The sequence below is a fragment of the Streptomyces sp. NPDC052687 genome (assembly GCF_040678395.1).
Classification (GTDB): domain Bacteria; phylum Actinomycetota; class Actinomycetes; order Streptomycetales; family Streptomycetaceae; genus Streptomyces.
Genome location: NZ_JBFATR010000002.1, coordinates 100183 through 125286, shown reverse-complemented (window position 1 = coordinate 125286; position 25104 = coordinate 100183). Strand labels below are relative to the sequence as shown.

Below are 25104 nucleotides of genomic sequence, written 5' to 3'. Positions count from 1 at the left end.
GCCTGAGGTGGCGAGGAGCTGATCGTCAGCGCGGGGCCGGTGAAGCCGTCTCGTCGGCCTTGATGTCGAAGTCGATCCGGTCCCCGTCGACGGAGGTGACCGTGACCGTCACGCCCAGCGTGCTGCCGTCGTCCGCGGTGAGGGTGCAACGGGTCGTCGTACCGACCTTGCCGGTGAGGTCCTCGGGGCAGGTGACGTCCGGCTTCGGCTGCCCGGTGGTGGCCGCCAGCTTCTCGGCGACCGTGTCGGCCAGCTTCCCGGAGGACAGCTTCGGCTCGGATTCACCGACGCCCGCCGAGGCCGAGCAGCCGGTCAGCAGCGCGCCCAGGGTCAGGGTCGCGGCACTCCATACCGCCACGGGCGTACGGGTCATGGTCATGATCGGTCCTCTCCTGAGGGGGCAGCGGTGAGAACGGACCCGGGGATGAGGGGTGCCGCCCCCTGAAGTGCCCCCTCATCCCCGGCCATCCCCGCCTACTCCCCCTTCGGCGCCGCCTGCTGCACGACCTCGAACGACCACAGCGTGGACCCGGTCGCGGCCGGCTTCGGCCGCTCCGCGCTCTCGCCACCGCCCTGGCCCTCACCCTGGCCCTGGCCCGCGCCACCCTGGTGGGCCGCCTTCATCGGGCCCTCCATCCACGCCTGGAACGACTCCTCGTCCCGCCACCGCGTGTACACCAGGTAGTTGTCAGTGCCCTCGACGGGGCGCAGCAGCTCGAACCACTCGAAGCCGTCGGAGGACTCGACCGCGTGGGCGCGGGACGCGAACCGCTTCTCCAGCACCTCCCGCTGCTCGGCGGGCACGGTCAGCACGTTGATCTTCACTACGCTCATGACCCCATCCTGCCGGACGCCTCCCGCCGATCCGCGCGTCGACCGCCCCCGGCCGTCAGTACGCCGAGACCGGCCCCCAGGACGACCAGCCCGCCCCACGACAGGACGGGCAGGCGTTCGCCGAGGACGGTCACGCCGAGCACCGCGGCGACGGCCGGCTCGGCGAGGGTGAGGGTCGTCGCCACGGACGCCGGGGTGGCGCGCAGGCCGTGGCCGAAGAGGCGGTACGCCAGGCAGACGGTGAAGAGGGCGAGGTACAGGGCCACCGCCGCGCCCCGCGTCTCGGTCAGCCACCGCGTGTCCGTGCCCACCACGACCGGCAGCACCAGCACCCCCGCCGCCCCGAACAGCACGCCCATCACCGCGTCCGAGGAGTGCCCGTCCGTGATCAGCCGGCCGCCGATCAGCGAGTAGACCGCGTACGACAGCCCGGCGCAGGCGGCCAGCAGGACGCCGGAGGCGTCCACCGGCGTGCCGGACCCGCTGAACCCGGGGCCCAGCACCAGCAGCGCGCAGCCGAGCACGGCCGCCGCGGTGGCGCAGGTCCAGCGGGTGGTGGGGCGGGAGCGGCCCAGCGCCCAGGAGAGCAGGCCGACGAAGACCGGCGCGCTGCCGAGCGCGATCACGGTGGCCACGGCGACGCCGGTGCGGGCGGTCGCCGGGTAGAAGGTGAGCGGGTACCCGGCCACCGCGAGCGCGCCGAGCAGCAGCAGCCACCGTTCACGGCGGGTGCAGGCGGCGGGCAGCGCGCGGGCGGCGCGGGAGGTGACGTAGAGCAGGAGGCCGCCGAGGGTGAGGCCCGCGCAGCCGATGGCCGCCGCGGGCGCGTCGGCCGGGGCGAGGGCGCCGGCGGTTCCGGTGGTGCCCCACAGGACGGCCGAGATGAGGATGGGGGCGGGGCCGCCGAGGAGACCGGCGAGCGGCGTGCGCGGGCGTGCGGCAGCCGGGGAGGAGGTGCGGTTCGGCACTGTCGTGAATCTTCCGTCGTCGTATGCGTCCGGGACCTGTCGGTGAGTCCGAGAACGGGCGCGCGACGACGACCCCCGACGGCTCGGCGAGCCGGCGGCCCGGTGGGCCGGTCGGGGATCAGATCAGACGGTCGGTCCGCCGTCCGCGCCCGTCAGGCGCGGAGCGGCGGCAGTACGACGTGCCAGTAGGTCTTCATGCCGCGATTGTATGCGGCGGCCCGGCGGCAGCCCTGCGGCAGTCCGGGGCAGTCCGGCGGCGGCCGTCACAGCCGCTGCCACAGGCAGCCGACGTCACGGGCAGCCGCCGTCACAAGCAGCTGACGTCACGGGCAGCCACCGTCACGGGCAGCCGCCGTCACAGGTAGTCGAAGAACCGCGTCCACCAGGTCACCTCCCCCGGAGGGTCCGCGTCCGCGAGCCACGTCACCCCGTCGTACTCACGCAGCAGCAGCCGCGGCGGCACCAGGGTGTACTCCAGCTCGGCCAGCGCGCTCACGACGTGCCGGCGGTCCCCTTCGGACAGGGCGCCGGCCGCCACGGCCGCGTCCAGGTCCGGGTGGCTGTCCGGCTGGGGCGTGGTCACCACGGCGAGGTCGCCGTAGTTGCTCAGCCGTACGGAGATCCACTGCTTGGCCTCCGTCACTCCGGGCGGGATGCGCAGGCCGAAGGAGAAGGAGGCGTCCTGGATGCCCTCGTCCAGGCGGACGGGCTGATCGCGCTCCGGGGTGCCGAAATCCTCGTTCAGGCGCTTCCTGAGCTTGATGGCGCGGATACGGGCGCTCATGAAGTCGAAGCCGTCGGGGAATTGCAGGTGCTCCGGCCCGGGGAGGCGGTCCAGGGTATGGAGGAGGTCGATGATGCTCCGGTCGTCGTCCACGACGGTCAGCCTAGGACCGTTTCGCGGCCGCCGTGCCATTCCGGTCAACGAAGTTCGTACTATCCGCCTTTCTCGAACAGGTGCATCATTGCTGGTCGTTGTGCGCGAGGCGGACGAGGTGAAGGACGCGCGTGCGAGCTGCCGGGGTGGCCGTGGTGACCGGTGTCCCGCTGCTCACCGCGCGCGGATCCATCGCCCCCTCCGCGCCGCCAAGCCCTCCCCTGCGGCGGGCCGCCGACGCCCCGCCCCTGCTCCCGGTGCCGCGCGGGACGGCAGCGACGTCCCCCCGACGACTTCAACGGCGACGGCCACCGCGACCTCGTCCTCAACGACCTCGTCCTCAACGACCTCGTCAAGCGGCAGAGTCACGCCGACGACGCGGGCATCGGCATCGTGTACGGCGGCGGCCCGCGCGGACTGATCTCCGGCGCAGCACGGCAGTTGATCACGCCGTGCCGCCAAACTGCCCGTACGGTCGCTCAGTTGCCCGCCGCCCTCGACGCCGAGGCGAGCTGCGACCTTGACGGCGACGGGTTCACCGACCTGGTCGTGTCCACGGATCCGCCCTACGACGGCCAGGGACGGCCCCCGGTCCCCCTCCAACTCCTCTTCGGCTCCCCGGAAGGACTCACCGGCCGCGCCGTGCGGCTGGTCGTCCCCGCCCGCGCCCGGGCCGGCAACGACTGGCCCGACCGGCCGGTGTGCGGCGACTTCGACGGCGACGGGGGGGCACGTCCTGGTCGTGCACGCCTCGGGCAAGCAACTCAGCTTCTTATGCGGCCCGTTCACCCCTAATGGTGCCCCGAAGGCGGCGGGCGCGCCGATCGCCGCGCCGGGGAACGTGCCCGTCGGCCCGTCCGCCGACGTCGACCGCGACGGACACGACGACCTGGCGATCCGTACGGCCGAGGGCGCGGGCCCCGCGGCGGTCGCCCTCGGCGGCCCGGCCGGCCCGCCCCGCACCGGCGTCACCCCGCCCGCCCCCGCCGCCCTGCTCGACACCGCCGACCTGCTCGACACCGCCGACCTCGACGGCGACGGCCTCGACGGCGACGGCCTCGGCGAGCTGATCTCGGGCGGCTCGGCACTGCGCGTCTTCCACGGCCGTACGCAGGGACTGTCCGCGGCCGGACCGGTGACGGTGACCCCGCCCGCCGCCGGCACCACCCGGGTCCTCGCCACCGGGGAGTTCGACGGGGACGGGCGGGACGGCCTCGTCGTACGGACCCACCGGGGCGACACCGAGGACACCGTCGCGCTGTACCCGGGCGCGAGGACGGGGCTGCTCGCCCGCACGCCGGCGGTCGCCTTCTCGACGTCCGCGTTCCTGGCCCGCTGATCCGGTTCCGAACTCCCCTCGAACTCACGTACAACCCTTGCGCCCCACCAGTGGTCTCCTGTTCGCCGACCGGACCGTGAACACCTGGGGAACTCGCGGCGACACCAGCCGAGGCGTCCCGGCACGCACGCCGTCCGTCGCACCCCCATCGACGCGGGACGCCTGCCGGGCGTCCCCGCATGCCGCAGGAGATCCGCATGCAGCACACCCTGCGACTCGCCCTCGCGACGGCCACCGCGGCCGCGCTGACGGGCGGGCTGCTCACCTTCACGGCCGCGACGGCGACCGCCGCCGACTCCACGCACGTCCCGCAGGCCGACTTCAACGGCGACGGCATCGGCGATGTCGCCTTCTCCGCCGCCGGCGCCCAGGTGAGCGGCAAGCAGACCGCCGGCCAGGTCGTCGCCCTGTACGGCACCGCCACCGGCGTCACCTCCACCAAGCGCGCCGTGGTCAGCCAGAACACCACGGGCACCCCGGGCAGCGCCGAGACCGGCGACGGCTTCGGCGCCGAGACCGCGTACGCCGACTTCAACGGCGACGGCTACGACGACCTGGCCGTCTCCGCCCCCTGGGAGGACGTCGGCAGCGACCAGGACGGCGGCGGCGTCGCCGTCCTGTGGGGCTCCGCCAAGGGCCTGACCGGCACCGGCGTCACGATCAGCGACCCGGCGCCCTCCTCGCACGACATGTGGGGCAAGAACCTGGCCGCCGGCGACTTCGACGGCGACGGCAAGGCCGACCTGGCCGTCGGCAACACCTCCAGCACCATCCACGTCCTCAAGGGCGGCATCAGCGCCACCGGCAAGGCGGTCGGCGGCCGCTACACGATCAAGCCGCCGATCCAGTCCGGCGGCTCCGCCCGCGGCCCGCTCAACCTCACCGCGGGCGACGTCAACGGCGACAAGCGCACCGACCTCGTCGTGGACGGCTTCGAGACGCAGACCGACTACGGCTGGAACACCAACTACCTGGTGCCTGGCACCGCGAGCGGCCTGTCCACCGCCTCCGCCAAGCAGCTCAAGGCGGGCGTCATCACCGCGATCGGCGACATCAACGCCGACGGTTACGGCGACATCGTCACCGGCATGTACTGGAACCGGGCCGACGGCGACGTCGCCTTCCCGGAGGCCTCCGACGGCGGCAAGGTGTGGATCACGTACGGCACCGCGAGCGGCGCCGGCTCCACCACCAGCGTCACCCAGAACACCGGCAACGTGCCCGGCACCTCCGAGAAGAACGACTACTTCGGCTACGAGCTGGACCTCGGCGACATCAACGGCGACGGCTACCAGGACCTGGTGGTCGGCGTGGCCGGCGAGAACATCGACGGCATCACCGACACCGGGATGGTCACCGTCCTGTACGGCTCGGCCTCCGGTCTGAACACCTCCTCCGGCGCGCAGTCCTTCGCCCAGAGCACGGCCGGCGTCCCCGGCGAGGACGAGAAGAACGACGCGCTCGGCGCCGACGTCAAGCTCGACGACGTCACCGGCGACGGCCGCGCCGACCTGATCGCCGGCTCGTACGAGAACGACGGCAACGGGGCGGTCCTCTACCTGCCGTCCAACGGCACGAAGATCACCACGTCCGGCGGCCGCACCGTCTCGCCGAGCGCGACCGGCGTCTCGACGACCGGCACGCCGTCGTTCGGCGTGAACATCGCCGACTGACCCCGACGGCAGGCGGGCCGGGCCTCTGCCGTGTCCGGCCCGCCCCCTGCGGGCCGAACCGCCCGGCCCCCTAAGGGACATCCGTAAGGGATGTCACAGCTCGGCAGCAAAGCCGGGCCCGGAACCCCGGGCCCGGCACGTCACTCTCCGGGACCAGGTACGTTCGTTGACGTGGCTGGATTCAGGATCGGACGCGGCGGCCGGGACGACCGCGCCCCGCACACGCGACCGCACAACCCCCCGTACGGCCGGCAGGCGCCGCAGGGCCCGTCGTCGTACGGCCATCCCCCCGCGCCGCAGCCGCACCCGTACCCGGGGCAGCAGAGCTACGGCGGCGGGCCGGGCGGCCCGTGGCCCCCGTCGCACGGCGGTCCGGGCGGACCGGGCGGTCCCGGCGGCCGAGGCGGCCACGCCGGTCACGGCGGCCCTGGCGGCCACGGCGGCCACGCCGGTTACGGCGGTCACAGCGGCGGCGAGCCGGAGTACTTCGGCGACGACGGCTCGTCGTACCCGCACCCGGGCACCACGGACCCGTACGCGGCGAACAACCCCGGCCACACCCAGGCCTTCTCCATCGACGAGGACCCGTACCAGCAGGGCGGGACCTACCAGGCGGGCGCCATGGCCCCGGCCGCGCCGATCGGCCCGCGGCTGCCCTGGAAGGACCTGCTGAAGGGCATCGTCCTCGCCCCCAACCAGACGTTCCTGCGGATGCGGGACTACACGATGTGGGGCACCGCCCTCATCGTCACCTTCCTCTACGGCCTGCTCGCGGTCTTCGGCTTCGACGGCGCCCGCGAGGACGCGATCAACGCCACGCTCTCCAGCGCGGTGCCGATCGTGCTGACGACCGCGGTCGCCATGGTGCTGAGCGCGTTCATCCTGGGCGTGGTCACCCACACCCTGGCCCGCCAGCTCGGCGGCAACGGCGCCTGGCAGCCGACGGTCGGCCTCTCCATGCTGATCATGTCCCTCTCGGACGCGCCGCGCCTGATCGTCGCGATGTTCCTCGGCGGCGACGCCCCGTTCGTGCAGATCCTCGGCTGGGTCACCTGGGTGGCGGGCGGCGCCCTGCTCACCCTGATGGTGTCCCGCTCCCACGACCTGCCGTGGCCGAAGGCGCTGGGCGCGTCGGCGATCCAGCTGATCGCGCTGCTGTCGATCGTGAAGCTGGGCACGTTCTAGCGGCCGTCCGCGCAGTGCACGGGGAAGGGCCCCTGGCGTCGCGCCAGGGGCCCTTCCGCATGTCCGCCGGATGTCAGGCGTCGAGCACCTGCCCGGCCCGCTTGACCACGGGCGGCTCGACGGACCACGGGAAGTTGATCCACTCGTCGGTCCGCTTCCACACGTACTCGCACTTCACGAGCGAGTGCGACTTCTCGTAGATCACCGCGGACCGCACCTCGGCGACGTGCTCCAGGCAGAAGTCGTGCACCAGCTTCAGCGTCTTGCCGGTGTCGGCGACGTCGTCCGCGATCAGCACCTTCTTGTCGGTGAAGTCGATCGCGTTGGGCACGGGGGCGAGCATCACGGGCATGGGAAGCGTGGTGCCCACACCGGTGTAGAACTCGACGTTCACCAGGTGGATGTTCTTGCAGTCGAGGGCGTAGGCGAGCCCACCGGCCACGAACACCCCGCCCCGCGCGATGCTCAGCACGACGTCGGGCTCGTACCCGTCGTCGGCGATGGTCTGCGCAAGCTCACGGATGGCGGTACCGAACCGCTCGTAGGTCAGATTCTCCCGTACGTCGCTCACGCTGCTCACACCTGCGTCCTGTGGAAATTGAGGAAGGAGCGCGACGCGGTCGGACCGCGCTGCCCCTGGTACCTGGAGCCGTACCGCTCGCTCCCGTACGGGAACTCGGCCGGCGAGCTGAGCCGGAACATGCACAGCTGGCCGATCTTCATGCCGGGCCACAGCTTGATCGGCAGCGTGGCGAGGTTCGACAGCTCGAGGGTCACGTGCCCGGAGAAGCCGGGGTCGATGAACCCGGCGGTGGAGTGGGTGACGAGCCCGAGCCGCCCCAGCGAGCTCTTGCCCTCCAGGCGGGAGGCGAGGTCGTCGGGAAGCGAGATCACCTCGTACGTGCTGGCCAGCACGAACTCCCCGGGGTGGAGGATGAACGGCTCGTCCCCCTCCGGCTCCACGAGCCGGGTCAGATCCGCCTGCTCGATGGAGGGGTCGATGTGCGGGTACCGGTGGTTCTCGAACACCCGGAAGAAACGGTCCAGCCGCACGTCGATGCTCGACGGCTGCACCATCGATTCGTCATAGGGATCGATCCGTACCCGCCCGGCGTCGATCTCGGCCCGGATGTCCTTGTCTGAGAGAAGCACGCCCCGAGGATACGCAAGGCGCGCGGGGCCCCCGTAATCGTGAGAACCTCGCGCGCCCATGCGTAACCCTTGCCACTACGGCCGACTACAACCGGCTACCGCCGTGCCGGTCACGGCGACGGCTCGCCGGTGCCGGCTAATGCTTCTCCAGCACCACCGGCACGACGCTCCGCAGCCGCGCGCAGCGCGGACAGCGGACGAGCCGTCCTGGGCCGAGACGCTCGGCCTGCTGCATCGGGAACGAGGCGGTGGTGAACACGTGCCCTTCGGCACAGCGGACGACGGTGCGCTCCATCAAGTCCCTTAAGTCCCTTCCCCAAGAGCCGCGTCAGGCTGCTGCTTGCCTGACGACAAAAGCCACACTACGGGATCAATGGGACGCCCCTCCAGGCGGCACTCCGATCCCGCGCGACCCTTCGGCGACCCCTCCACCGTACGCCCCAACTCCCGCCCCGCGCAGCCGCATACCCGCCCCCGACCCCGCCCACTCCCCCCGCAAACAGACTGAGGCCCCTCGGCTGGAACACCGGGGGCCTGCGGTTTGGTACAGTGGGCGAGCGTTCGGACACCGACTCATCGGTCGGCGTCTTACGCGGGTGTAGTTTAATGGTAGAACATCAGCTTCCCAAGCTGAGAGCGCGAGTTCGATTCTCGTCACCCGCTCCATATAAACCCCCGGGGTCAGAGACCCAGGGGGTTCTTTCTCGTCGGTGCGTATTCCACTCATGCCGCTCACGCCGGCCAGGCATCGGTCATCTCGAAGGAGACCACCGTTCCGCCGAAGCGGCTGGGCCCGGCGTACCACGACGCGGCGATGGAGTCGACCAGCAGCAGCCCGCGCCCGTGCGCGTCGTCGGCGTCGGGGCGCCGCAGCCGTACGTCCGCCGGGAAGCCGGGGTTGTGCACCTCGACCCGGAGCGAGGACCCTTCGCGGAACCACTCCACCCGGACGAGCCAGGTGTCGTCCGACCGGCCGTGGAGGATGGCGTTGGTCACCAGCTCCGAAATCATCAGGGTGCAGTCGTCGACCGAGCAGGCCGGCGCGTACGGAGCGATGAACTTCCGGAACCACCGCCGGGCGCGGGGTACGGACTCCGCGACGGGGTGCAAGGTCATCGCGCCGAGCCGCGGTGAGTCCTCGCAGGGGTAGCGGTCGATCATGTAGGCCATCCGCACTCACTCCCTGCCGCTGCCGTCGCAGGCGAGACAGCGGCGCTTCGATGTGGCACGGGTGCGGTCGGCGGCGGCAAGCGCCAGGGTCGTACGTGAGGCGACGCGCTTCCAGTCGCGGCCCCCGGCAACTCCGGCAGGGTAAGCGCGTGCCCTGACGCGGCCGCTGACTCGTCACACCCGTGCCCCCTTCCAGCAAAGTGGCCTTAGCCACCTGGTGGATGGTGGCATTAGCCACTTGGCGATGCAAGCGGTTCGCCACAACCGCCCGACCGTCAGGTGAGCGGATATCCCTGCTCGAACGCCCAGCGGTGCGGCGGGTAGGCGGCCTCGGCGAACTCCAGCGGCCGGTCCTGGAGGTCGTAGACGACGTGGTGCACGATCAGGACGGCGGAACCGGGGGCGAGCTGGAGGGCGGTCGCCTCCTCGTCCGTCGCCGTCCGGGCACACATGCGGTCCTCCGCGTAGCTCCCCTGGCGCCCCGTCATCTTCTCGACGTACAGCAGGGTCCCTTCCTGGATCCGCTCGGGTTCCATCAGCTTCGGCGCCCGCTGCCCGACGTCCGGCGCGAACCACGAGGTGGACAGGGTGATGGGCCCGTCCTGGTTGTTGGTGACCCGCCGCCGGTGAACGGCCCGGCGATCCTTCACCAGGCCCAGCGCCTCAGCCACGCAGTCCGGCGCCTCCAGCCAGCCGGCCGAGGTGATGACCGCGTACTCGCCGGGCGTGTAGATCTTGCCGGTCTGCCGGGCGCGGCCGTACAACTCGCGCGCACGCCGGTTGACTTCCAGGCTCCGCACGTACGTGCCTGACCCCTGCCTCTTCTCGACGAGCCCCTGGTGGCTCAGCGCCTCCAGCGACCGGGCCGCCGTCGGCCGGGACACTCCCCAGTCCGCCGCCAACTGCCGCTCCGAGGGGACTTCGTCCCCCGGCTTGAGGTCCCCTCGAAGGATCTGATCGCGGATGTAGTGCGCGATCTGGAGATACTTCGGCTGGGCCTCCTCGATCTTGGGCATGCCGCCCTCCTCGTGCGATGCCGCGTCGACGGCAAAGTGGCTATGGCCATTGGCCACTATAGGGTGAGTGGTGAAGGCCCGGCCCCCGTACGCTTGGGTCTATGACGCGGTTGATCGTCGCAGCAGGAGGGGGTGGCGACGCAGTCGCCGCCGCCATGCTTGACGCCGCCCTGTACGGCGACGGCAACGGCCGGGCGGTGGTCCTGACGTACGCGTGGGACCGCTTGCTGATCGACCCGGTACCGGGCCCCCGCGACCCCGAGAACTTCACCGGCCTCACCCCCCTCACCCCAGCCGTCTGGAAAGTGCCGGCGGAGGCCCGGCCCATCGCCCCGGCAGGCTCCACGCTCCCCCGGCTCGCGGCGGAACTCCCGCACACGTTCGCGCTGATCGACCCGGGACATGGCGCCGAGGGCGTCACCCGCCAACTCGAAGAACTGATCAGTCACTTGGAGCCCACGTCGATCGACCTCTTGGACGTCGGCGGCGACCTGCTGGCACGGGGCGACGAGCCAACACTGAAAAGCCCGCTCGCGGACGCCCTCACCCTGGCGGCATGCGGCCAGGTGAACGCGTCCATGCGGCTGCTGATCGCGGGACCGGGCCTGGACGGGGAACTACCCCTCGACGACCTGCGCGGCGTACTCGGCCCGGTCGTCCACACTCTTACGGCCAAGGACGTGGAACCGGTCGGCTCGGTCCTGGAGTGGCACCCCTCCGAGGCCACCGGAATGCTCGCGGCCACGGCCCGCGGAGTACGCGGCACCTGCGAGGTCCGGGACGCGGGACTCCCCATCCCCCTCACCGACGAGGGCCCGGGGATCCACGAAGTCGACCTTGACGAAGCCCTGAGCCGCAACCAGCTGGCCCGCGCGATCATGACGACGTCCACCCTGGACGAGGTCGAGGCCCTGAGCCGCGAAGTGTGCGGCTTCTCGGAGATCGACTACGAGCGCAACAAGGCGCTGTGGCTCAAGGAGCAGCCAGCGGCGAAGCTGGACGCCGAGGCAGTGCTGCCCCGACTCGACCAGTTCGAGACCGAGGCACGAAGCCGCGGCATCACGCATACGACGTTCCGTCGGCTCACAGAAGCACTGAGTCTGAACGGCACTCAGCGCGAGGCCCTGCGCCAGCTGCTCATCAACAGCCGACCGGAGCAGTACACCGCTCCGCTGTGGCGCATCGCAGCAGAAGCCTGAGTAACAACTTTCTTCACGGGTTCAAGGCGGCTCGCTCCGCTCACCGCGCGCGGCCCGGCCCCCGGCCGGGCCGCGCTCAGGCAGCTGCCGCCTGGCGCCGGGGAGGGGATGCATCGCGGTTCGGCTGAGGGGGTCCGCTAGGGGACGTTGATTTTCGCCCAACTTGAAGAACTGGCCCACGCTTACGGCCTCGCGACCGTAGCCTACGATCATGGCCGCTCACGTAGGTAGTCGTCTCTCAACAGCAACTCCGTACATCAAGGACCTCAACACTCAGGTCCGGAAAGGCGAGATCAAGGTCCCACAGTTCCAGCGCCCATTTGTGTGGGGCGTAGCTCAAGCACTGGACCTACTGGATAGCGTCGCCAACAATTACCCCATCGGAAGTCTTCTTCTCTGGCGCACCGCAGACAAACTTGCCACAGAGAGGAACATTGGCGAGTTCAAGCTACCGGAAACCGAAGATCTCACTCCCACCGACTACGTGCTGGACGGACAACAACGAATGACCGTCCTCTATTCTGCACTTGGAGCCGAGGACGAGGGCATAGGGTTTTCCGCCGTCTACGACCTAGAGGCAGAGAAATTTCTGGAGGAGAAACCGGGAGAGCGACCTCTGCATCACTTTCCGATGCGCTGGCTCTATCAGACAACTAAGCTACTCAACTTCAGGACCGCGCTCCAGTCGCACAAAAATGCAGACCTACTGCAAGAGCGATTTGATGCATTGATCGAAGTATTCAGCGGCTATCAAATCCCAGTCGTCACCTTGAGGGACCTCACAATCGAGGAAGTTTGTCCGATCTTCGAGCGTATCAACAGTTCGGGGACCGACCTTTCGACTTTCGACCTGATGGTAGCCGCTACATGGTCGAAGGGATTCGACCTCAACGAGAAAGTCGAGGAGATTTCCTACTCCCTAGAGCCCAAGAACTATGGCGAAATCAAGGGAACCACGGTACTCAAGTGTCTTTCCGTGGTTCAATATGAGTCCGCAAACCGTGAGCGCGTAATTGCACTACGCGGCTTCAAAGGGGACCCGCAGAAAATGGACTCCCTGGTAGACCGCACCCGCAAGGCGCTACTTCGAGCGGTAGACCAGCTGGCAACCGACTTCAAAATTCACTCTCTAAGCTTCCTCCCTTACGAAGCGCACCTAGTGATCCTCACTTACATCTACGCCAACAACCCGAATCTCTCCGCACAGGCACTTCGTAGGGTCCGGCAATGGTTTTGGCGCACATCATTTTCTGAGCGCTACCGCGGCGCGCCTGACGATTTTGTAACCCGAGACCTTCAGGCGATCAAGAACTTCGTCCTCGATGGCGAGGACGGCAGCGAGGGAATCTTCGGCACCGGGTTGACCAATGCAGAGATCAAGAAAATGGTCTTCCGGAAAAATAATTCACGCTCCAGGGCATTCATTCTGGCTCTGGCGAAAAACAGCCCCAAGAACCTGACCAACGGAAATACAATCGATACCTCCGAGGCGCTTTCTGTCTACAATCGCAAGCAGTTCCATCACATCTTCCCGGAAGCCTTCCTGAAGCGTACGGCGCCAGGGGTAGAACGCAGTAATCTGCTGAACTTCTGCATGCTAGCAGCCGCCGATAACAATCGGATCAGCGACAGGGATCCTAAGGACTATCTGCCGGAGCTGATTAGCGACTTGGGGCTTCATGCCGACGATGTTCTCCGATCCAATCTCATGCCCACAGCAGACGAGTACGACTACACCATTGCGGAATTGGGTACGTTCTTCGACGCTCGCGTAGATATTGTCAGACGCGAAATCTTTCGACTGTGCTCAGGCGCGTACTGAGCTGTCTTTCTCCTCGTGGGGGAGGGGTCGGTCACAGTACCGCAGGCCCGCGCGCAGGCGCGGTACGACAACAGCCGGGCCGACGACCGGCGGTTGGCGGTGCGGCTGTGGGTCACTTCGGAGAACGGCTCCCTCAAGGTCAGCGGCGACCACTTCAGCATCAACACCCCGGTCCGCTCGTGTTCTTCGACGCCGTCAACAGGAGTTGGACGGTCACGGCCACCAGGCACGCCGGATACGCCGGCGGGAGTTTCGGTTTCACCCCCGGCTTCCCCGGACAGTGCGCTCCCGGGAACCCGAACGTCCCCGTTCGGGCGGTCGATCTGACGTCGGGGCGAAGCACAGTCAGCATGCCGTTCTTGTACTGCGTGAGGATCGACTGACCTCTTCCGAGAGAAGAGATTCCAGAGCCCGTCCGTCTGCAGCAGCCACGTGGCTCGGCGGTGATCAGAGAGACGTATCCGACGACCCCACGATCGCCCGCAGTGCCGCAAGGTGCCCCTGATATGCGTCCCGTCCTCGTGGGGTCAGCCGGAGCCACACCCGTTGCCGGGTGTTGCGGACGGCCTTGCGCTGCTCGACGTAGCCGGCGTCCATCAGTACGGTGACGTGCTTGCTCAGCGCGGAGGCGGAGACGCCGAGTTGGTTTTGGACCAGGCCGAACTCCGCCTCGCCGGCAGCGTCCAGAAGAGCGCAGATGCGCAGCCGGTTCGGGGCGTGGATGGTGGCGTCGAAACCTTCCAGCGGATCAGGGATCTCGGTACTCACGGCGTCTTCCGGTGCAGGCGGACGAAGGCGAGGTGGAAGCCGACGGACACGGCGGCACCGATCAGCGAGGCCGCGATCAGCCACACCGGCCGTCCCGTGACGCGGAAGGCGAACGCCGAACCCACCAGCAGCACGGGCAGACCCACCGAGAGCGGCACGGTCGCCCGCTTGGGCAGCACGTCGAACCGCAGCGCCACCCCGGTCCTGTCACGCCACGCCTTCGCCGCGACGGCGAAGAGCGCCACGAACACCGCCGTGCTCGTCAGGGTGATGGCCATCCAGGCGGGGCGCGGCAGCAGCCAGTCCGTGTCGGCCATGGCGCCTCCGTACATGATCGGGAACGCGGCGACGTAGAGCGTGAGCGTGAGGAAGAACCAGTTCGGCCAGGGTGTGGCCGACAGGGGCGCTATGGAGGCCCTGATGTGCTTGGTGTCGGCCAGGGCGGCGCGGGCCTGCTCGGGCGTCAGTCGCGCCCCGTGAGTTTCCATGCCGGAAAGACTAGCGATCATTTTCCGATCTGGAAAGAGACGAGTTTCCGGTGCGGCAAGTGGGGGTGGGCCGGCCGCTCGCCCCGTGGAGGCAATCAGCTCCCACCTCTGAGCAGCCCGGATACAACCCTCCCCGCCCGTCGCGAGTCAGAGAGCCCGTACGAGCCGCATGCGCTCACAGAGATCACGTAAGAGGATGTACACGTCATGACAATCCGTGCCCCGCACCGTTCCCTTCGCGGCATACCCGCCGTTGCCGCCCTGCTCGCGATCGGCGCGGTGGGATGCTCGGAGGTCTCCGACGCCGTCGACAGCGCGAAGGACACCGCGAAGAAGGCGGCCCGCCAGCAGTCGGTGTACTCGCTGGACATCGGTGACTGCTACAACCCGAACGGCAAGGCCGAGGGGACGGCGTACGCCGTCGAGGTCGTGCCGTGCGACGAGGCGCACGTGGGTCAGGTCGTCGGCGAGTTCGCGATCGAGGGCAAGGGCCAGAAGTACCCCGGCGACGACGAGATCACGGCGGTCGCGGACACCCGCTGCCCGGTCGAGGCGCAGAAGTTCGCGCCGGACACCTGGGCGCTGCCCAAGGGTGCCGCCCTCTTCTACTACACGCCGACCCAGGAGAGCTGGACGACGGGCGACCGCGCGGTGAGCTGCACCTACACCGCGGAGAAGGGGAAGTTCAGCGGCTCCCTGGAGACCGCGAAGTCCCTGAAGCCGGAGCAGCTCACCTACCTCAAGGGCTCGAACGCGGTCTACGAGGCCCTGTGGGCGAACCAGCCCGAGAAGGACACCGTCGAGGAGGACCTGGCCGGTTACAAGGCGCAGGCCAAGGCCGTCGAGGCCGCCCTCAACGCGCACGTCGAGGGCCTGGCCGGCATCGAGGGCGCCGAGGTCGGCAAGCTCCGCTCGACGCTGGAGAAGGCGGCCGGCGACTGGAAGAAGGCCGCCGGCGCCGCCGACGCGGACGCCTTCTACGTCGCCTACGACCCGGCGTTCACCGGCATCGACCCCAACAAGTCGGTCGCCGCCCGCAAGGAACTGGGCCTGGCCACCACCGTCCCGGCCGACGAGGCCGAGGTCTGGGCGGGCTGACGTCCCGTCGGGGCAGCGGGGGCCGTGTCCACCGGATGCGTGATGCGGCTCCGGCCGGCCGTGTCCGCCGGTACGGCTCCGGCTCCGGCTCCCCCACGACTGGGTGAGCCGTCCCTCGTCCCGCGCCGAGCGGTTCGATCCGGCCATTCCCACTCGTTCCCTGACCGGCCCCTGACCGGGCTGCCTACGATGCCGCGCGTGAAAATTCTGGACATCATGCGTCGGATCAGAGGCTTCAGCACCCCGCTCGGCGGCCTGGACTGGGATCCGCCGGTCCCCCAGCGCGCCGTCGCCGAGAAGGTCGTCGTCTATCTGGAGGACCGCAGGGTCCTGACGATGTCGCGTGCCGTCATGCACGCGGTGGAGGAACCGGGCCACTGCGTCGCGTCGGTGTTGCAGATCAGGGAGACCCTCACCCAGATCCTGATGGAGCCCGACACCGGGGACGACCTCGCGGAGAACCTCAAGGCGATGCGGGCCGCCTGCCGGCGGTTCCTGAACGCCGTGGGGCCCGACCACTCGGGGCATGTGCTCGGGCCGCACGAGAGCGCCACGTTCGGTGCCGCGCTGGGAGAGCTGCGCGCGGTCTTCGGGATGCACCTCGGTGTCATCGCCGCCCGCTACAAGCTGGAGCTCTCGGAGGAGCTGGCGGCCCTCCTTCCCGCCTCGGACGGCGACGAGGAGTAGGGAGAGGAGAGGGAGAGGAGTACGACGTCTCCGGGCGGTCCCGGCCGGTTTTGCGGCGCCGCCGGAGCGGGCGGAGCATGGAAGGAGGACTTCCGCGCGGCGTGCGGCGTGCGGCGTGCGGCGTGCTTCGTGCGCTGAAGGAGATGGGGATCGTGGATCTCGTCCTGCGCCCAGGTACCGCCGAGGACGCGGCGGAGTGCGGCAGGATCTGTTTCGAGGCGTTCGCCGGGATCGCTCGTGAGCACGGGTTCCCGCCGGACATACCCAGTCTCGAGGCGGGTCTCGCACTCATCGAGGGGGCACTGACGCATCCCGGGTTCTACAGCGTCGTCGCCGAACTCGACGGCCGCGTGGTCGGGAGCAACTTCCTGGACGAGCGGTCGCCCGTCGTGGGCGTCGGGCCGGTGACCATCGACCCGGTGGTCCAGAACCGTGGCGTGGGCCGGCTGCTGATGCGGGACGTGATGCGCCGGGCCGCCGAGCGCGGGGCGCCGGGGATCCGGTTGCTGCAGAGCGGGTATCACAACAGGTCGTTTTCGCTGTACGTCAGCCTGGGGTTCGCGTTCCGGGAGACCGTGGCCTGTGTGCAGGGGGAGGCGCTGCGGCGGGAGGTGCCCGGAACCGGCGTCCGGGAGGCCGTCGACGCGGACCTCGCGGCGTGCAACGAGCTGTGCCGGCGCGTGCACGGCGTCGATCGCGGCGGTGAGGTCGCCGACGCGCTGAAGCAGGGCACCGCCCGGGTCGTCGAGCGCGAGGGGCGGGTCACCGGGTACGCCACGGACCTCGCGTTCTTCGCGCACGCCGTGGCCGAGACCACCCTCGACCTGCGGGCACTGATCGCCTCGGCGCCCGCGTTCGGCGGACCCGGCATCCTCGTGCCCGCGCGCGACAGCGCGCTGCTCCAGTGGTGCCTGGCCGGCGGACTCAGGGTCGTGCAGCTGCTGAGCCTGATGACCATCGGCCTCTACAACGAGCCCGACGGGGCCTACCTGCCCTCGATCCTCTACTGATCGCCACCGCGTACGGAACCGGGTGTCCCGCGGCGCACATGTGTGCGATCATTCGCCTGTTTTCTGCCGTGCGCCGCCCTCGACCCGCGGTCACGTAGGGCCCCGGCACTCACCCGCGTCGTCTCGACGCCGTCCTGGGGGGATGGCCATGCCCTACCGCTTGTGTGCGCGCGGAAGATCCGCGGCGCACACCGTCGTCCTGTTCACGATCGCGCTCTCGGTGCTGCTGACGGGCTTGCTGCCGGTCGGTACGGCACAGGCGGCCGGCGCTGCCACGGCCGCTGCCCCGAAGACTGCGACAGCCACCGCACCGGCCTCCGCACCGGCCACCGCACCGGCCCCCGCGGCAGAACCCGCCGCTTCCGGTGCCGCCGCATCGGACTCCGAAGCCGCCGGCGCCGCCCCCGCCGCCGCCGACTGCCCCACCCTTCCCCTCGCCCCCTTCGGCGACCCGGGTTCCGCGGTCGGTGAGGCCGCCGTCCCCGCCGACGGCAGCGCCTGCTTCACGTTCACCGCCGAGCAGCCCGGCCTGCACCGCGTCCTGACCGAGCGCGGCGGAGCGGCCGCCCAGGTCTTCGACGGTGAGACGCAGGTGGACTGCTACGACCACACGTGGGGCGAGGGCTGGTGCGCGCTGCCGCGGGCCGGTGCCTTCACGCTGAAGCTGGTCCGCACCGGCTGGGGCACCGAGCCCCTCGACACCCACGTGACCGTCACCCCGCTCGCCGCCACCACCGGGTGCGCGCGGGAGACCGGCACGTCCTGGGACCTCCCGCCGGTCACCGGCTCCGCGGTGTCCCCGTTCGGCCTCGTGTGCCACCCGTTCACGGGCAAGGCCGGCGAGCGGATCGAGACCGACTTCCGGACCGACACCTACGGCCAGTTCACGCACTGGATCACCGACGAGTCGGGGGCGCACATCTGCCCGCAGTACAACGAGGACGACAGTGAGGGATGCGTCCTGCCCGGCGACGGGCCGTACCGCGTGCTGGGGCACGTCAGGGACGCCGAGCGCGGCTTCCCGGCGCCGTACACCTTGACGATCCGCCGGCTGTCCGACCCGGACGGCTGTGCGCGCGTGCCCGTGAACGCGTACGGCTCCGCGCCCACCACCGTGGACCCGGACACCGGCTGCAAGGTCTTCACCGCCCGGGAGGGGGGCCGCTACAGCGTGTACGCGGTGGCCGACGGGTCCCGTACCGGCCTCGCCGTGTACGACCGCGAGGGGAAGGCCGTGTGCGCCGGCTGCGCCCTGCCCGCCGGGGACTACACCGTCTTCACCGACGAGGCCACGCTCATCCTCGACCGCGCCTCGACCGCCGGCTGCGAGAGCGCGGAACTCGGCACCCACGTGGGCACCTTCGCCACGGCGGGCGAGACCGACTGCCTGACCCTGCCGCTGCCCGAGGGCGCCCGGATGGCCGCGCTGACGCCGCTGAGCGGGCCCGCGCCGCAGCCGGAGGTCGTGGTCGTCGACGCCGACGGCGTCCAGCGGTGCAACTGGGAGACGCTCGGCGAGGGCACCTGCGCGCTGACCGGCGCCGCCCCGTTCCGCGCCCTGGTGTCCGCCGACGACAGCGACACGGCGACCGGCACCTACCGCATCGCCCTGCACCGCACGGACGCGGCGAGCGGCTGCCCGGTCCTCCCGGCGGGTGATTTCACCGCCGACGGTCCCGCCGCCCGGCTCCGCACCGGCGACGGTGTCTTCTCGCGCTGCCTGTCCATCCCGGCCGACGACCACAGCACGACCGAGAACCTCCAGCTGCGCGCCGTCTCCGGTGGGTCCACCGCCGAGTTCTCGGTGCTGGACGCCGACGGCAAGCAGGTGTGCAACGTGTACCCGTCCCTGTCGACCTGGACCACCTGCGCGCTGACGCCCGGTGCCGCGCACACGGTGCTGGTCACCGGCCGCGACACCGCCGCCGAGTACACCCTGGCCCGCCGTGACGTCACCGCGACCGCCAAGGGCTGCGCGGCGAACCCGGCGACCGCGGTGGGCGGTCCGTCCACGGGCGGCACTCCGGCCGCCCCCGGCCTGCTGGTGTGCCGCCAGGTGACCACCGCCGACGCCGGTGACACCCTGCACCTCGACGTCCGCGACCCGCTGGGCAACGCCAACCTCCTGGCGTACGACGCGGAGGGCGACGTCGTCTGCTCGTACCGCACCAAGGCGTGCGCGGTCACCGGCTCCACCAGCTACCAGGTCCTCGTCACCGTCCCGGCGAACCGGACGTCCGCCGAGTCCTACCGCTTCGACGCCCTGCGCATCGCGACGTCCGCCGGACCGGCCGCCGAGTGCGCCGAGGTCCCGAACGTCAGCTACGGGTACGGGCCGGTCACCGGCACCCTCGACGAGCAGCACACCGCGGTGTGCGCGGCGCTGCCCACCTCGAACGACGACCGGTTCGACTTCGAGGTCGGCGACACCGCGGGCGGCACGCACACGGCCGTGCCCGCGCTCTACGACGCGAGCCTGGACAACACCTGCGCGCTGTTCGTCCCGAGCGGCTACCGGTGCTACGTGAACGAGCCGTACACGAAGGACGTCACCCCGAGCATCCTGGTCATCGGCCTGCCGGAGCGGGCGTCGCAGACCGCTTTCAAGGCGGAGCTGACCTGTACGTCCGGCCTGTGCGGCACCGAGACCGTCAGCGTCGGCACGGTCACCCCGGACACCGGCGCCGTCGGGACAAGGCCACGGTGACCGTGACCGGCACCGCCCTGCACGAGGACGACAAGGTCCGCATCAGCCGGTCCGGGAAGACGGTCGAGTCCACCACCGTCTCGGTGGCCGCCGACCGCACGTCCCTGAAGGCCGTCCTGGACCTGACCGGGCTCACGGCGGGCGACTGGAACCTCAGCGTCATCACCCACAACGGCTGGGAGTACCCGCGCGGCTCCTTCACCGTCACCCCGGGCCCGCTGCAGAACACGGCCGCCCCGACCGTGACCGGCACCGCGCAGGTCGGTGCCAGGCTCACCGCGAAGCCCGGCTCGTGGTCGCCGGCGCCGGACTCGTACGCCTACCAGTGGAAGGCGGACGGCCAGGCGATCTCGGGGGCCACCGCCGCCACGTACCAGGTGCCCGCCTCGCTGCGCGGCAAGAAGCTGACCGTGGCCGTCACCGCCCGCAAGAGCGGCTGGCAGAGCGCGGCGGCCGAGTCCGACGCGCGGGTGATCACGGCGGCGCCCCGCGACCACGCGGGCACCGGTTCGGTGCCGGACGGCGCCGGGGACCTGCTGACGCTCAGCTCAAGCGGCGCGCTCACCTTCCAGCACGGCTCCGGCACGGGCGCCTTCTCGGGCAAGACCAGCGGCTCCGGCTGGTCCACCTCGGTCAGGGCGATCCCCTTCGGGGACGTCAACGGCGACCGGTGCAACGACGTGCTGGTGCGGATGGCCGACGGCACCCTGCGCGCCTACCGGCCCGGCTGCGGCAAGGCGGTCACCCCGTCGACGCCGTACGTGTCGCTGGGCACCGGCTGGAACCAGTACAACCTGCTGACCTCGCCGGGCGACATCACCGGTGACGGCCGGGCGGACCTGATCACGCGCAACTCCTCCACCGGCGCGGTGTACCTGCACAAGGGCACCAGCGACGGCAAGCTCGCGGCGCGCGTGAAGCTCTACGACAACTGGAAGAGCCACAAGAAGATCGTCGGGGCCGGTGACCTCAACGGCGACGGCCGCGGCGACCTGCTCGTCCAGGACTCCTCGAACGAGCTGTGGCGCTACAACGGCACGGGCACGGGCACGTTCGCCGCCCGCGTGAAGGTCTTCGACGACTGGGGCGCGTCGTACAACGCCGTCGTCGGCGTCGGCGACATCACCCGTGACGGCAAGGCCGACCTCGTCTCCCGCGACACCTCCGGGAACGTGTGGCGCAGCAGCGGCGACGGCAAGGGCTCGTTCGCCGCCCGCGTGAAGATCGCCACCGGATGGCAGGGATACAAGGGGCTGTTCTGAGCCGTACGTGCGCGCACGAACGGAGGGCCCCGGCCGGGTTGCGGCCGGGGCCCTTCCTCTTGCCCACGCTGCTGCTGATGCGCTTGCTGACGCGCTTCCTGACGGTCCGTTGCATGGGTGCCGCCCGACGGGGCACCCGAGGTGCAGGCAAGCGTACGGAGTGGGCGCCCCGTTCAGTCAGTGCAACCGACAACCGGGAGTATGCAATGGCGAGTTACGGCAGTTCCTCTGCCGCGTCCTCCGGGTCGCGCACCAACGGCCTGGCGATCGCGAGTCTGTCCTGCGGCGTCATCGGGCTGTTCTTCCTCAACCTCATCCTCGGGCCGCTGGCCATCATCTTCGGTGTCGTGGCCCGGCGCCAGGCAGCGGTGAAGAACGGCGCCGGGATGGCGAAGGCGGGCATCATCCTCGGTGTCGTCGACGTGGTGCTGTGGCTGGTGCTGCTGGCCGTCGCGGCCAGCAACGACGGCTTCAGCTGGTACGTGGGCGGCTGACGGGCAACGGGCGGATCCGCGATCCCCGACGAGGACGGCCGCTGTCGCGGCCGTCCTCGTCTGCGAGTGCCGGATGCGAGTGCCGGATGCGAGTGCTGCGCGCGTGCGGCACGCCGGTGCTGTGCCCCGCGGGGCGCCGGTGCCGGAATTCTGTACCGGCGAGCCCACATCTTCGGAGTCGGCGGCGTTAGGGTTGTCACACGAGGCAGATGGTGCCGACCCCCTTCGGAGCACGGGTGGCGCGCCCGCCCGGGCCCCTGAGGCGTCCCGAATCGAACGAAGGTGCTATGCCCGCTGAGAACGTCCCCGTCGCCGGCCATCTCGACGACGACGACTACCCGGCGTACACCATGGGCAGGGCCGCCGACCTGCTCGGTACGACGCCCGCCTTCCTGCGGGCCATCGGCGAGGCCGAGCTGATCACACCGTTGCGGTCGGACGGGGGGCACCGCCGGTACTCGCGGCGGCAGCTGCGGATCGCCGCGCGGGCCCGCGAGCTGGTGGACCAGGGCACCCCGATCGAGGCCGCCTGCCGCATCGTCTCACTGGAGGACCAGCTCGACGAGGAGCGCCGCCGCAACCAGGACATGCGGCGCAGGCTGGACGAGCACGGCCCGGATATCTAGTTCCGCGAGTACAGAATTGTGGGTCGCAGCGGCTTGAGAATTCACGACAGGGCGTAAATCACAGGTGGCCCGTCGGGCGATCTGTGTTAGCGTGATAGCAGTTGCAGTTTTGGTCCCAGAGATTTTTTCTTTGCAGACTTTCCGGATCTTTCCGGAGGGGTGATCACAGCGGCGACTCGGGCCCCGCAAAGTGCGGCGTCCGGCACTGCCCCCAAGGGAGATTCAATATGGCATCTGGCACCGTGAAGTGGTTCAACGCGGAAAAGGGCTTCGGCTTCATCGAGCAGGACGGCGGCGGCGCTGACGTGTTCGCCCACTACTCGAACATCGCCACCTCCGGCTTCCGCGAGCTTCAGGAAGGCCAGAAGGTTACCTTCGACGTCACGCAGGGCCAGAAGGGCCCGCAGGCCGAGAACATCGTTCCCGCCTGACGCTGACGCGATCTCATGTGGCTGGGGCCCGCACTCTCTGGGGTGCGGGCCCCAGCCCGTTCCTTGTCCGTCCGGTGTCACCGGACCGGCCCGCGCGCATCTCGCGCTTTTCGCATTTTCTTCGGCTCATTCTTGTGAATCCGGGCCCGGCACTTTGCCGTGGCCCACATTCCTCGATGCGCCGCATCGAGGAAGGTTCCTCCATGAACCGCACCCGTGGTACCGGGGCCGGCAACGGCTCCGGCCGCTTCCGTGCCCAGGATTCGAGCCGGCAGTCGGGTGGCCGGCAGCACTCCCGCCCGGCCGCCGGACGCCGTAACGGCCCCGCAGCGAGGCCCACCGCCCGCCGCCAGGAGTTCGCCCTCCCGGTCGCGCTCACCGAGCCGCTGCCCGCGGTCGCGACCTTCGCCGAGCTGGACATGCCGGCGCCGCTGCTGGCCGCGCTGGGCACCGAGGGCGTCACCGTGCCGTTCCCGATCCAGGCGGCCACCCTGCCGAACTCGCTGGCCGGCCGGGACGTCCTGGGCCGCGGCCGTACGGGCTCCGGCAAGACCCTCGCCTTCGGCCTGGCCGTACTGTCCCGGCTCGACGGGCAGCGGGCCCAGCCCCGGCAGCCGCTCGGCCTGGTGCTCGTGCCCACCCGGGAACTGGCCCAGCAGGTCACCGACGCGCTCACCCCCTACGCCCGCGCCGCGCGGCTGCGGCTCGCCACCGTCGTGGGCGGCATGGCGATCAGCCGTCAGGCGAACGCGCTGCGCGCCGGCGCCGAGGTCGTCGTGGCCACGCCCGGCCGCCTGAAGGACCTCATCGACCGGGGCGACTGCCGGCTCGACCAGGTCACCGTCACGGTGCTGGACGAGGCCGACCAGATGACCGACATGGGCTTCATGCCGCAGGTCACCGCGCTGCTCGACCAGGTCGGTCCCGGCGGCCAGCGGCTGCTGTTCTCGGCCACGCTCGACCGCAACATCGACCTTCTCGTGCGCCGCTACCTGCACGACCCCGTGGTGCACTCGGTCGACCCGTCCGCCGGTGCCGTCAGCACCATGGAGCACCATCTGCTGCACGTGCTCGACGCGGACAAGCACACCACCGCGACCGAGATCGCCGCCCGTGACGGGCGGGTGATCATGTTCCTCGACACCAAGCACGCGGTGGACCGGCTGACCAAGCACCTGCTCTCCGTCGGCGTACGCGCGTCGGCCCTGCACGGCGGCAAGTCCCAGCCGCAGCGCAACCGGACCCTCGCCCAGTTCAAGGACGGGCACGTCAGCGTGCTCGTCGCCACCAACGTGGCCGCGCGTGGCATCCACGTCGACGACCTGGGTCTCGTCGTGAACGTCGACCCGCCCGGCGACCACAAGGACTACCTGCACCGGGGCGGCCGCACCGCCCGCGCGGGCGAGTCCGGCACCGTCGTCACCCTCGTCCTGCCGCACCAGCGCCGCGCGGTGGACCGCCTGATGGCCGACGCCGGGATCACCGCCCGCACGGCCCGCGTCCGTCCGGGCGAGGCCGAGCTGCACCGCATCACCGGCGCCCGCACGCCCTCCGGCGTGCCCGTCACCATCACCGTGCCCGCCGCCGAGCAGAGCGGCGGCACGGGCTCCGGCGGCCGCGGTCGCGGCCGGGGCGGACGCCCCGGGCAGCGCGGCCAGCGCGGCGGCCGGGGGGCCCGCACCGCCGGCCGCGGCAGCGGCGGCGGCAGCGGCGCGGGACCGACGGGCGGGTCGGCTCGCCGGTCCGCGCCGAGGAGCAATCCGTAGTCCGCGACGCGGGGTGTCCGCAGGCCCGCCGGCCCGCGGACCCAGGCCCACAGGTGTATCCGACGACGAGTCCGACGACAACGAGGAGAAGCCTTGACGCCGATTCCGACCCGCGCACCCCACCCCGCGGACACCGTCGGCACGGGCCTGACCGCCCGTGACGCCATGGACGCTCCCGGCCCCCAGGTCGACGACCACATGACCGTCGACGTGGCGCTGTCCGTGCTCATCGGGGCCCGCGTCCCGCATCTGCTGCTCCAGGACGAGGACGGGCGGTGCGTGGGACTGGTCACCCTGACCCAGCTCTCCGCGCACCGCGGCGGCTCCTGGTACAGCGACCGGACGCGGCTGCGGGACATCCCGCTCGACCGCGGGCCGTTCACCTCGTCCGGTGCCGTGCTCGGCGAGGCCGAAGCGGCCATGCGGGGCCGGGCGCTGGACGTGTCCCCCGTGATCGACGAGCACGGTTACGCCCTGGGCGTCCTCGCTCTCACCTCCTGACCACCGCCGTACGGCACCCTCGACCCCCTTT

27 protein-coding genes and 1 tRNA gene are annotated in these 25104 nt (G+C 70.5%); 17 read left to right on the top strand and 11 right to left on the bottom strand.

Features of this window, described 5'->3' with window-relative positions; all coding sequences use genetic code 11:
* Positions 1–25: 25 nt before the first annotated feature.
* The 4 genes from AB0K92_RS03490 to AB0K92_RS03475 form a co-directional block, all read right to left on the bottom strand.
* The gene (locus AB0K92_RS03490; protein ID WP_365918987.1) at positions 26–379 is read right to left on the bottom strand and encodes a DUF4333 domain-containing protein; all 354 of its coding nucleotides are present in this window, start codon (positions 377–379) and stop codon (positions 26–28) included.
* A gap of 95 nt (positions 380–474) precedes the next feature.
* Positions 475–834 carry an antibiotic biosynthesis monooxygenase gene (locus AB0K92_RS03485; protein ID WP_365918985.1) on the bottom strand — a complete coding sequence of 120 codons (360 nt, stop codon included), beginning with the start codon at positions 832–834 and terminating at the stop codon, positions 475–477.
* Positions 831–1802 (bottom strand): EamA family transporter, encoded by a 972-nt coding sequence (locus AB0K92_RS03480; RefSeq protein WP_365918983.1) that lies wholly within the window; start codon positions 1800–1802, stop codon positions 831–833. Before AB0K92_RS03480 ends, AB0K92_RS03485 begins: the two co-directional genes overlap by 4 nt.
* Positions 1803–2157: 355 nt before the next feature.
* Complete coding sequence (locus tag AB0K92_RS03475; RefSeq protein ID WP_365918981.1) at positions 2158–2679, bottom strand: hypothetical protein; 522 nt, start codon at positions 2677–2679, stop codon at positions 2158–2160.
* A gap of 162 nt (positions 2680–2841) precedes the next feature.
* Between AB0K92_RS03475 and AB0K92_RS03470 the strand changes: the two genes are divergently transcribed.
* The 4 genes from AB0K92_RS03470 to AB0K92_RS03455 all read left to right on the top strand — a co-directional run bounded on the left by AB0K92_RS03470 (position 2842) and on the right by AB0K92_RS03455 (position 6876).
* Positions 2842–3474: an FG-GAP repeat protein gene (locus AB0K92_RS03470; RefSeq protein WP_365918979.1), complete on the top strand. Its 633-nt coding sequence runs from the start codon at positions 2842–2844 to the stop codon at positions 3472–3474.
* Positions 3422–4018 carry a hypothetical protein gene (locus AB0K92_RS03465; RefSeq protein WP_365918977.1) on the top strand — a complete coding sequence of 199 codons (597 nt, stop codon included), beginning with the start codon at positions 3422–3424 and terminating at the stop codon, positions 4016–4018. Before AB0K92_RS03470 ends, AB0K92_RS03465 begins: the two co-directional genes overlap by 53 nt.
* 197 nt (positions 4019–4215) lie before the next feature.
* Entirely contained in the window at positions 4216–5691 is a 1476-nt protein-coding gene (locus AB0K92_RS03460) for a VCBS repeat-containing protein (protein ID WP_365918974.1), read from the top strand.
* A 90-nt stretch (positions 5692–5781) separates the two neighbouring features.
* Complete coding sequence (locus AB0K92_RS03455) at positions 5782–6876, top strand: Yip1 family protein (protein WP_365918972.1); 1095 nt, start codon at positions 5782–5784, stop codon at positions 6874–6876.
* 73 nt (positions 6877–6949) lie between these two features.
* Here the strand turns inward: AB0K92_RS03455 and AB0K92_RS03450 are convergent, their stop codons facing one another.
* The 3 genes from AB0K92_RS03450 to AB0K92_RS03440 form a co-directional block, all read right to left on the bottom strand.
* On the bottom strand, positions 6950–7447 hold the full coding sequence (locus AB0K92_RS03450) for a phosphoribosyltransferase (protein WP_166005071.1): 498 nt from the start codon (positions 7445–7447) through the stop codon (positions 6950–6952).
* 5 nt (positions 7448–7452) lie between these two features.
* Entirely contained in the window at positions 7453–8028 is a 576-nt protein-coding gene (dcd, locus tag AB0K92_RS03445; protein ID WP_166000720.1) for a dCTP deaminase, read from the bottom strand.
* Positions 8029–8164: 136 nt separating this feature from the next.
* A complete protein-coding gene (locus AB0K92_RS03440; RefSeq protein ID WP_158102053.1) occupies positions 8165–8326 on the bottom strand; it encodes a hypothetical protein in 162 nt (53 codons plus the stop codon).
* 294 nt (positions 8327–8620) lie between these two features.
* Here AB0K92_RS03440 and AB0K92_RS03435 point away from each other — a divergent pair.
* A tRNA-Gly gene (locus AB0K92_RS03435) sits at positions 8621–8694 on the top strand.
* Positions 8695–8760: 66 nt separating this feature from the next.
* On the opposite strand, the gene AB0K92_RS03430 is transcribed toward AB0K92_RS03435, so the two are convergent.
* Positions 8761–9198, bottom strand: a complete 438-nt coding sequence (locus tag AB0K92_RS03430) for an ATP-binding protein (RefSeq protein ID WP_365918970.1) — start codon at positions 9196–9198, stop codon at positions 8761–8763.
* Between the two features lie 275 nt (positions 9199–9473).
* Positions 9474–10214 carry a GntR family transcriptional regulator gene (locus AB0K92_RS03425; RefSeq protein WP_365918968.1) on the bottom strand — a complete coding sequence of 247 codons (741 nt, stop codon included), beginning with the start codon at positions 10212–10214 and terminating at the stop codon, positions 9474–9476.
* A gap of 101 nt (positions 10215–10315) precedes the next feature.
* Here AB0K92_RS03425 and AB0K92_RS03420 point away from each other — a divergent pair, with 101 nt between their 5' ends.
* On the top strand, positions 10316–11413 hold the full coding sequence (locus AB0K92_RS03420; protein WP_365918966.1) for a DUF1152 domain-containing protein: 1098 nt from the start codon (positions 10316–10318) through the stop codon (positions 11411–11413).
* Positions 11414–11624: 211 nt separating this feature from the next.
* Complete coding sequence (locus tag AB0K92_RS03415; RefSeq protein ID WP_365918964.1) at positions 11625–13235, top strand: DUF262 domain-containing protein; 1611 nt, start codon at positions 11625–11627, stop codon at positions 13233–13235.
* Positions 13236–13682: 447 nt separating this feature from the next.
* On the opposite strand, the gene AB0K92_RS03410 is transcribed toward AB0K92_RS03415, so the two are convergent.
* The gene (locus AB0K92_RS03410; RefSeq protein WP_365918962.1) at positions 13683–14003 is read right to left on the bottom strand and encodes a transcriptional regulator; all 321 of its coding nucleotides are present in this window, start codon (positions 14001–14003) and stop codon (positions 13683–13685) included.
* Positions 14000–14491 carry a hypothetical protein gene (locus tag AB0K92_RS03405; protein ID WP_365918960.1) on the bottom strand — a complete coding sequence of 164 codons (492 nt, stop codon included), beginning with the start codon at positions 14489–14491 and terminating at the stop codon, positions 14000–14002. Before AB0K92_RS03405 ends, AB0K92_RS03410 begins: the two co-directional genes overlap by 4 nt.
* Positions 14492–14698: 207 nt before the next feature.
* Here AB0K92_RS03405 and AB0K92_RS03400 point away from each other — a divergent pair, with 207 nt between their 5' ends.
* The 10 genes from AB0K92_RS03400 (at position 14699) to AB0K92_RS03355 (ending at position 25073) form a co-directional block, all read left to right on the top strand.
* A complete protein-coding gene (locus AB0K92_RS03400) occupies positions 14699–15589 on the top strand; it encodes a septum formation family protein (protein ID WP_365918958.1) in 891 nt (296 codons plus the stop codon).
* A 216-nt stretch (positions 15590–15805) separates the two neighbouring features.
* A complete protein-coding gene (locus tag AB0K92_RS03395; RefSeq protein ID WP_365918956.1) occupies positions 15806–16276 on the top strand; it encodes a DUF6650 family protein in 471 nt (156 codons plus the stop codon).
* A gap of 143 nt (positions 16277–16419) precedes the next feature.
* On the top strand, positions 16420–17286 hold the full coding sequence (locus AB0K92_RS03390) for a GNAT family N-acetyltransferase (RefSeq protein ID WP_365918954.1): 867 nt from the start codon (positions 16420–16422) through the stop codon (positions 17284–17286).
* Between the two features lie 148 nt (positions 17287–17434).
* A complete protein-coding gene (locus AB0K92_RS03385) occupies positions 17435–19993 on the top strand; it encodes a hypothetical protein (RefSeq protein ID WP_365918952.1) in 2559 nt (852 codons plus the stop codon).
* Positions 19990–21255, top strand: a complete 1266-nt coding sequence (locus AB0K92_RS03380; protein WP_365918950.1) for an FG-GAP-like repeat-containing protein — start codon at positions 19990–19992, stop codon at positions 21253–21255. The genes AB0K92_RS03385 and AB0K92_RS03380 overlap by 4 nt, the downstream gene beginning before the upstream one ends.
* 206 nt (positions 21256–21461) lie before the next feature.
* Positions 21462–21749 carry a DUF4190 domain-containing protein gene (locus AB0K92_RS03375; RefSeq protein WP_166000702.1) on the top strand — a complete coding sequence of 96 codons (288 nt, stop codon included), beginning with the start codon at positions 21462–21464 and terminating at the stop codon, positions 21747–21749.
* Between the two features lie 287 nt (positions 21750–22036).
* Positions 22037–22375, top strand: a complete 339-nt coding sequence (locus tag AB0K92_RS03370; protein ID WP_365918947.1) for a helix-turn-helix domain-containing protein — start codon at positions 22037–22039, stop codon at positions 22373–22375.
* 227 nt (positions 22376–22602) lie between these two features.
* Positions 22603–22806 carry a cold-shock protein gene (locus AB0K92_RS03365; protein ID WP_007383480.1) on the top strand — a complete coding sequence of 68 codons (204 nt, stop codon included), beginning with the start codon at positions 22603–22605 and terminating at the stop codon, positions 22804–22806.
* 203 nt (positions 22807–23009) lie between these two features.
* Positions 23010–24572: a DEAD/DEAH box helicase gene (locus AB0K92_RS03360; RefSeq protein ID WP_365918945.1), complete on the top strand. Its 1563-nt coding sequence runs from the start codon at positions 23010–23012 to the stop codon at positions 24570–24572.
* Between the two features lie 165 nt (positions 24573–24737).
* A complete protein-coding gene (locus tag AB0K92_RS03355) occupies positions 24738–25073 on the top strand; it encodes a CBS domain-containing protein (protein WP_166005066.1) in 336 nt (111 codons plus the stop codon).
* Positions 25074–25104: the final 31 nt, after the last annotated feature.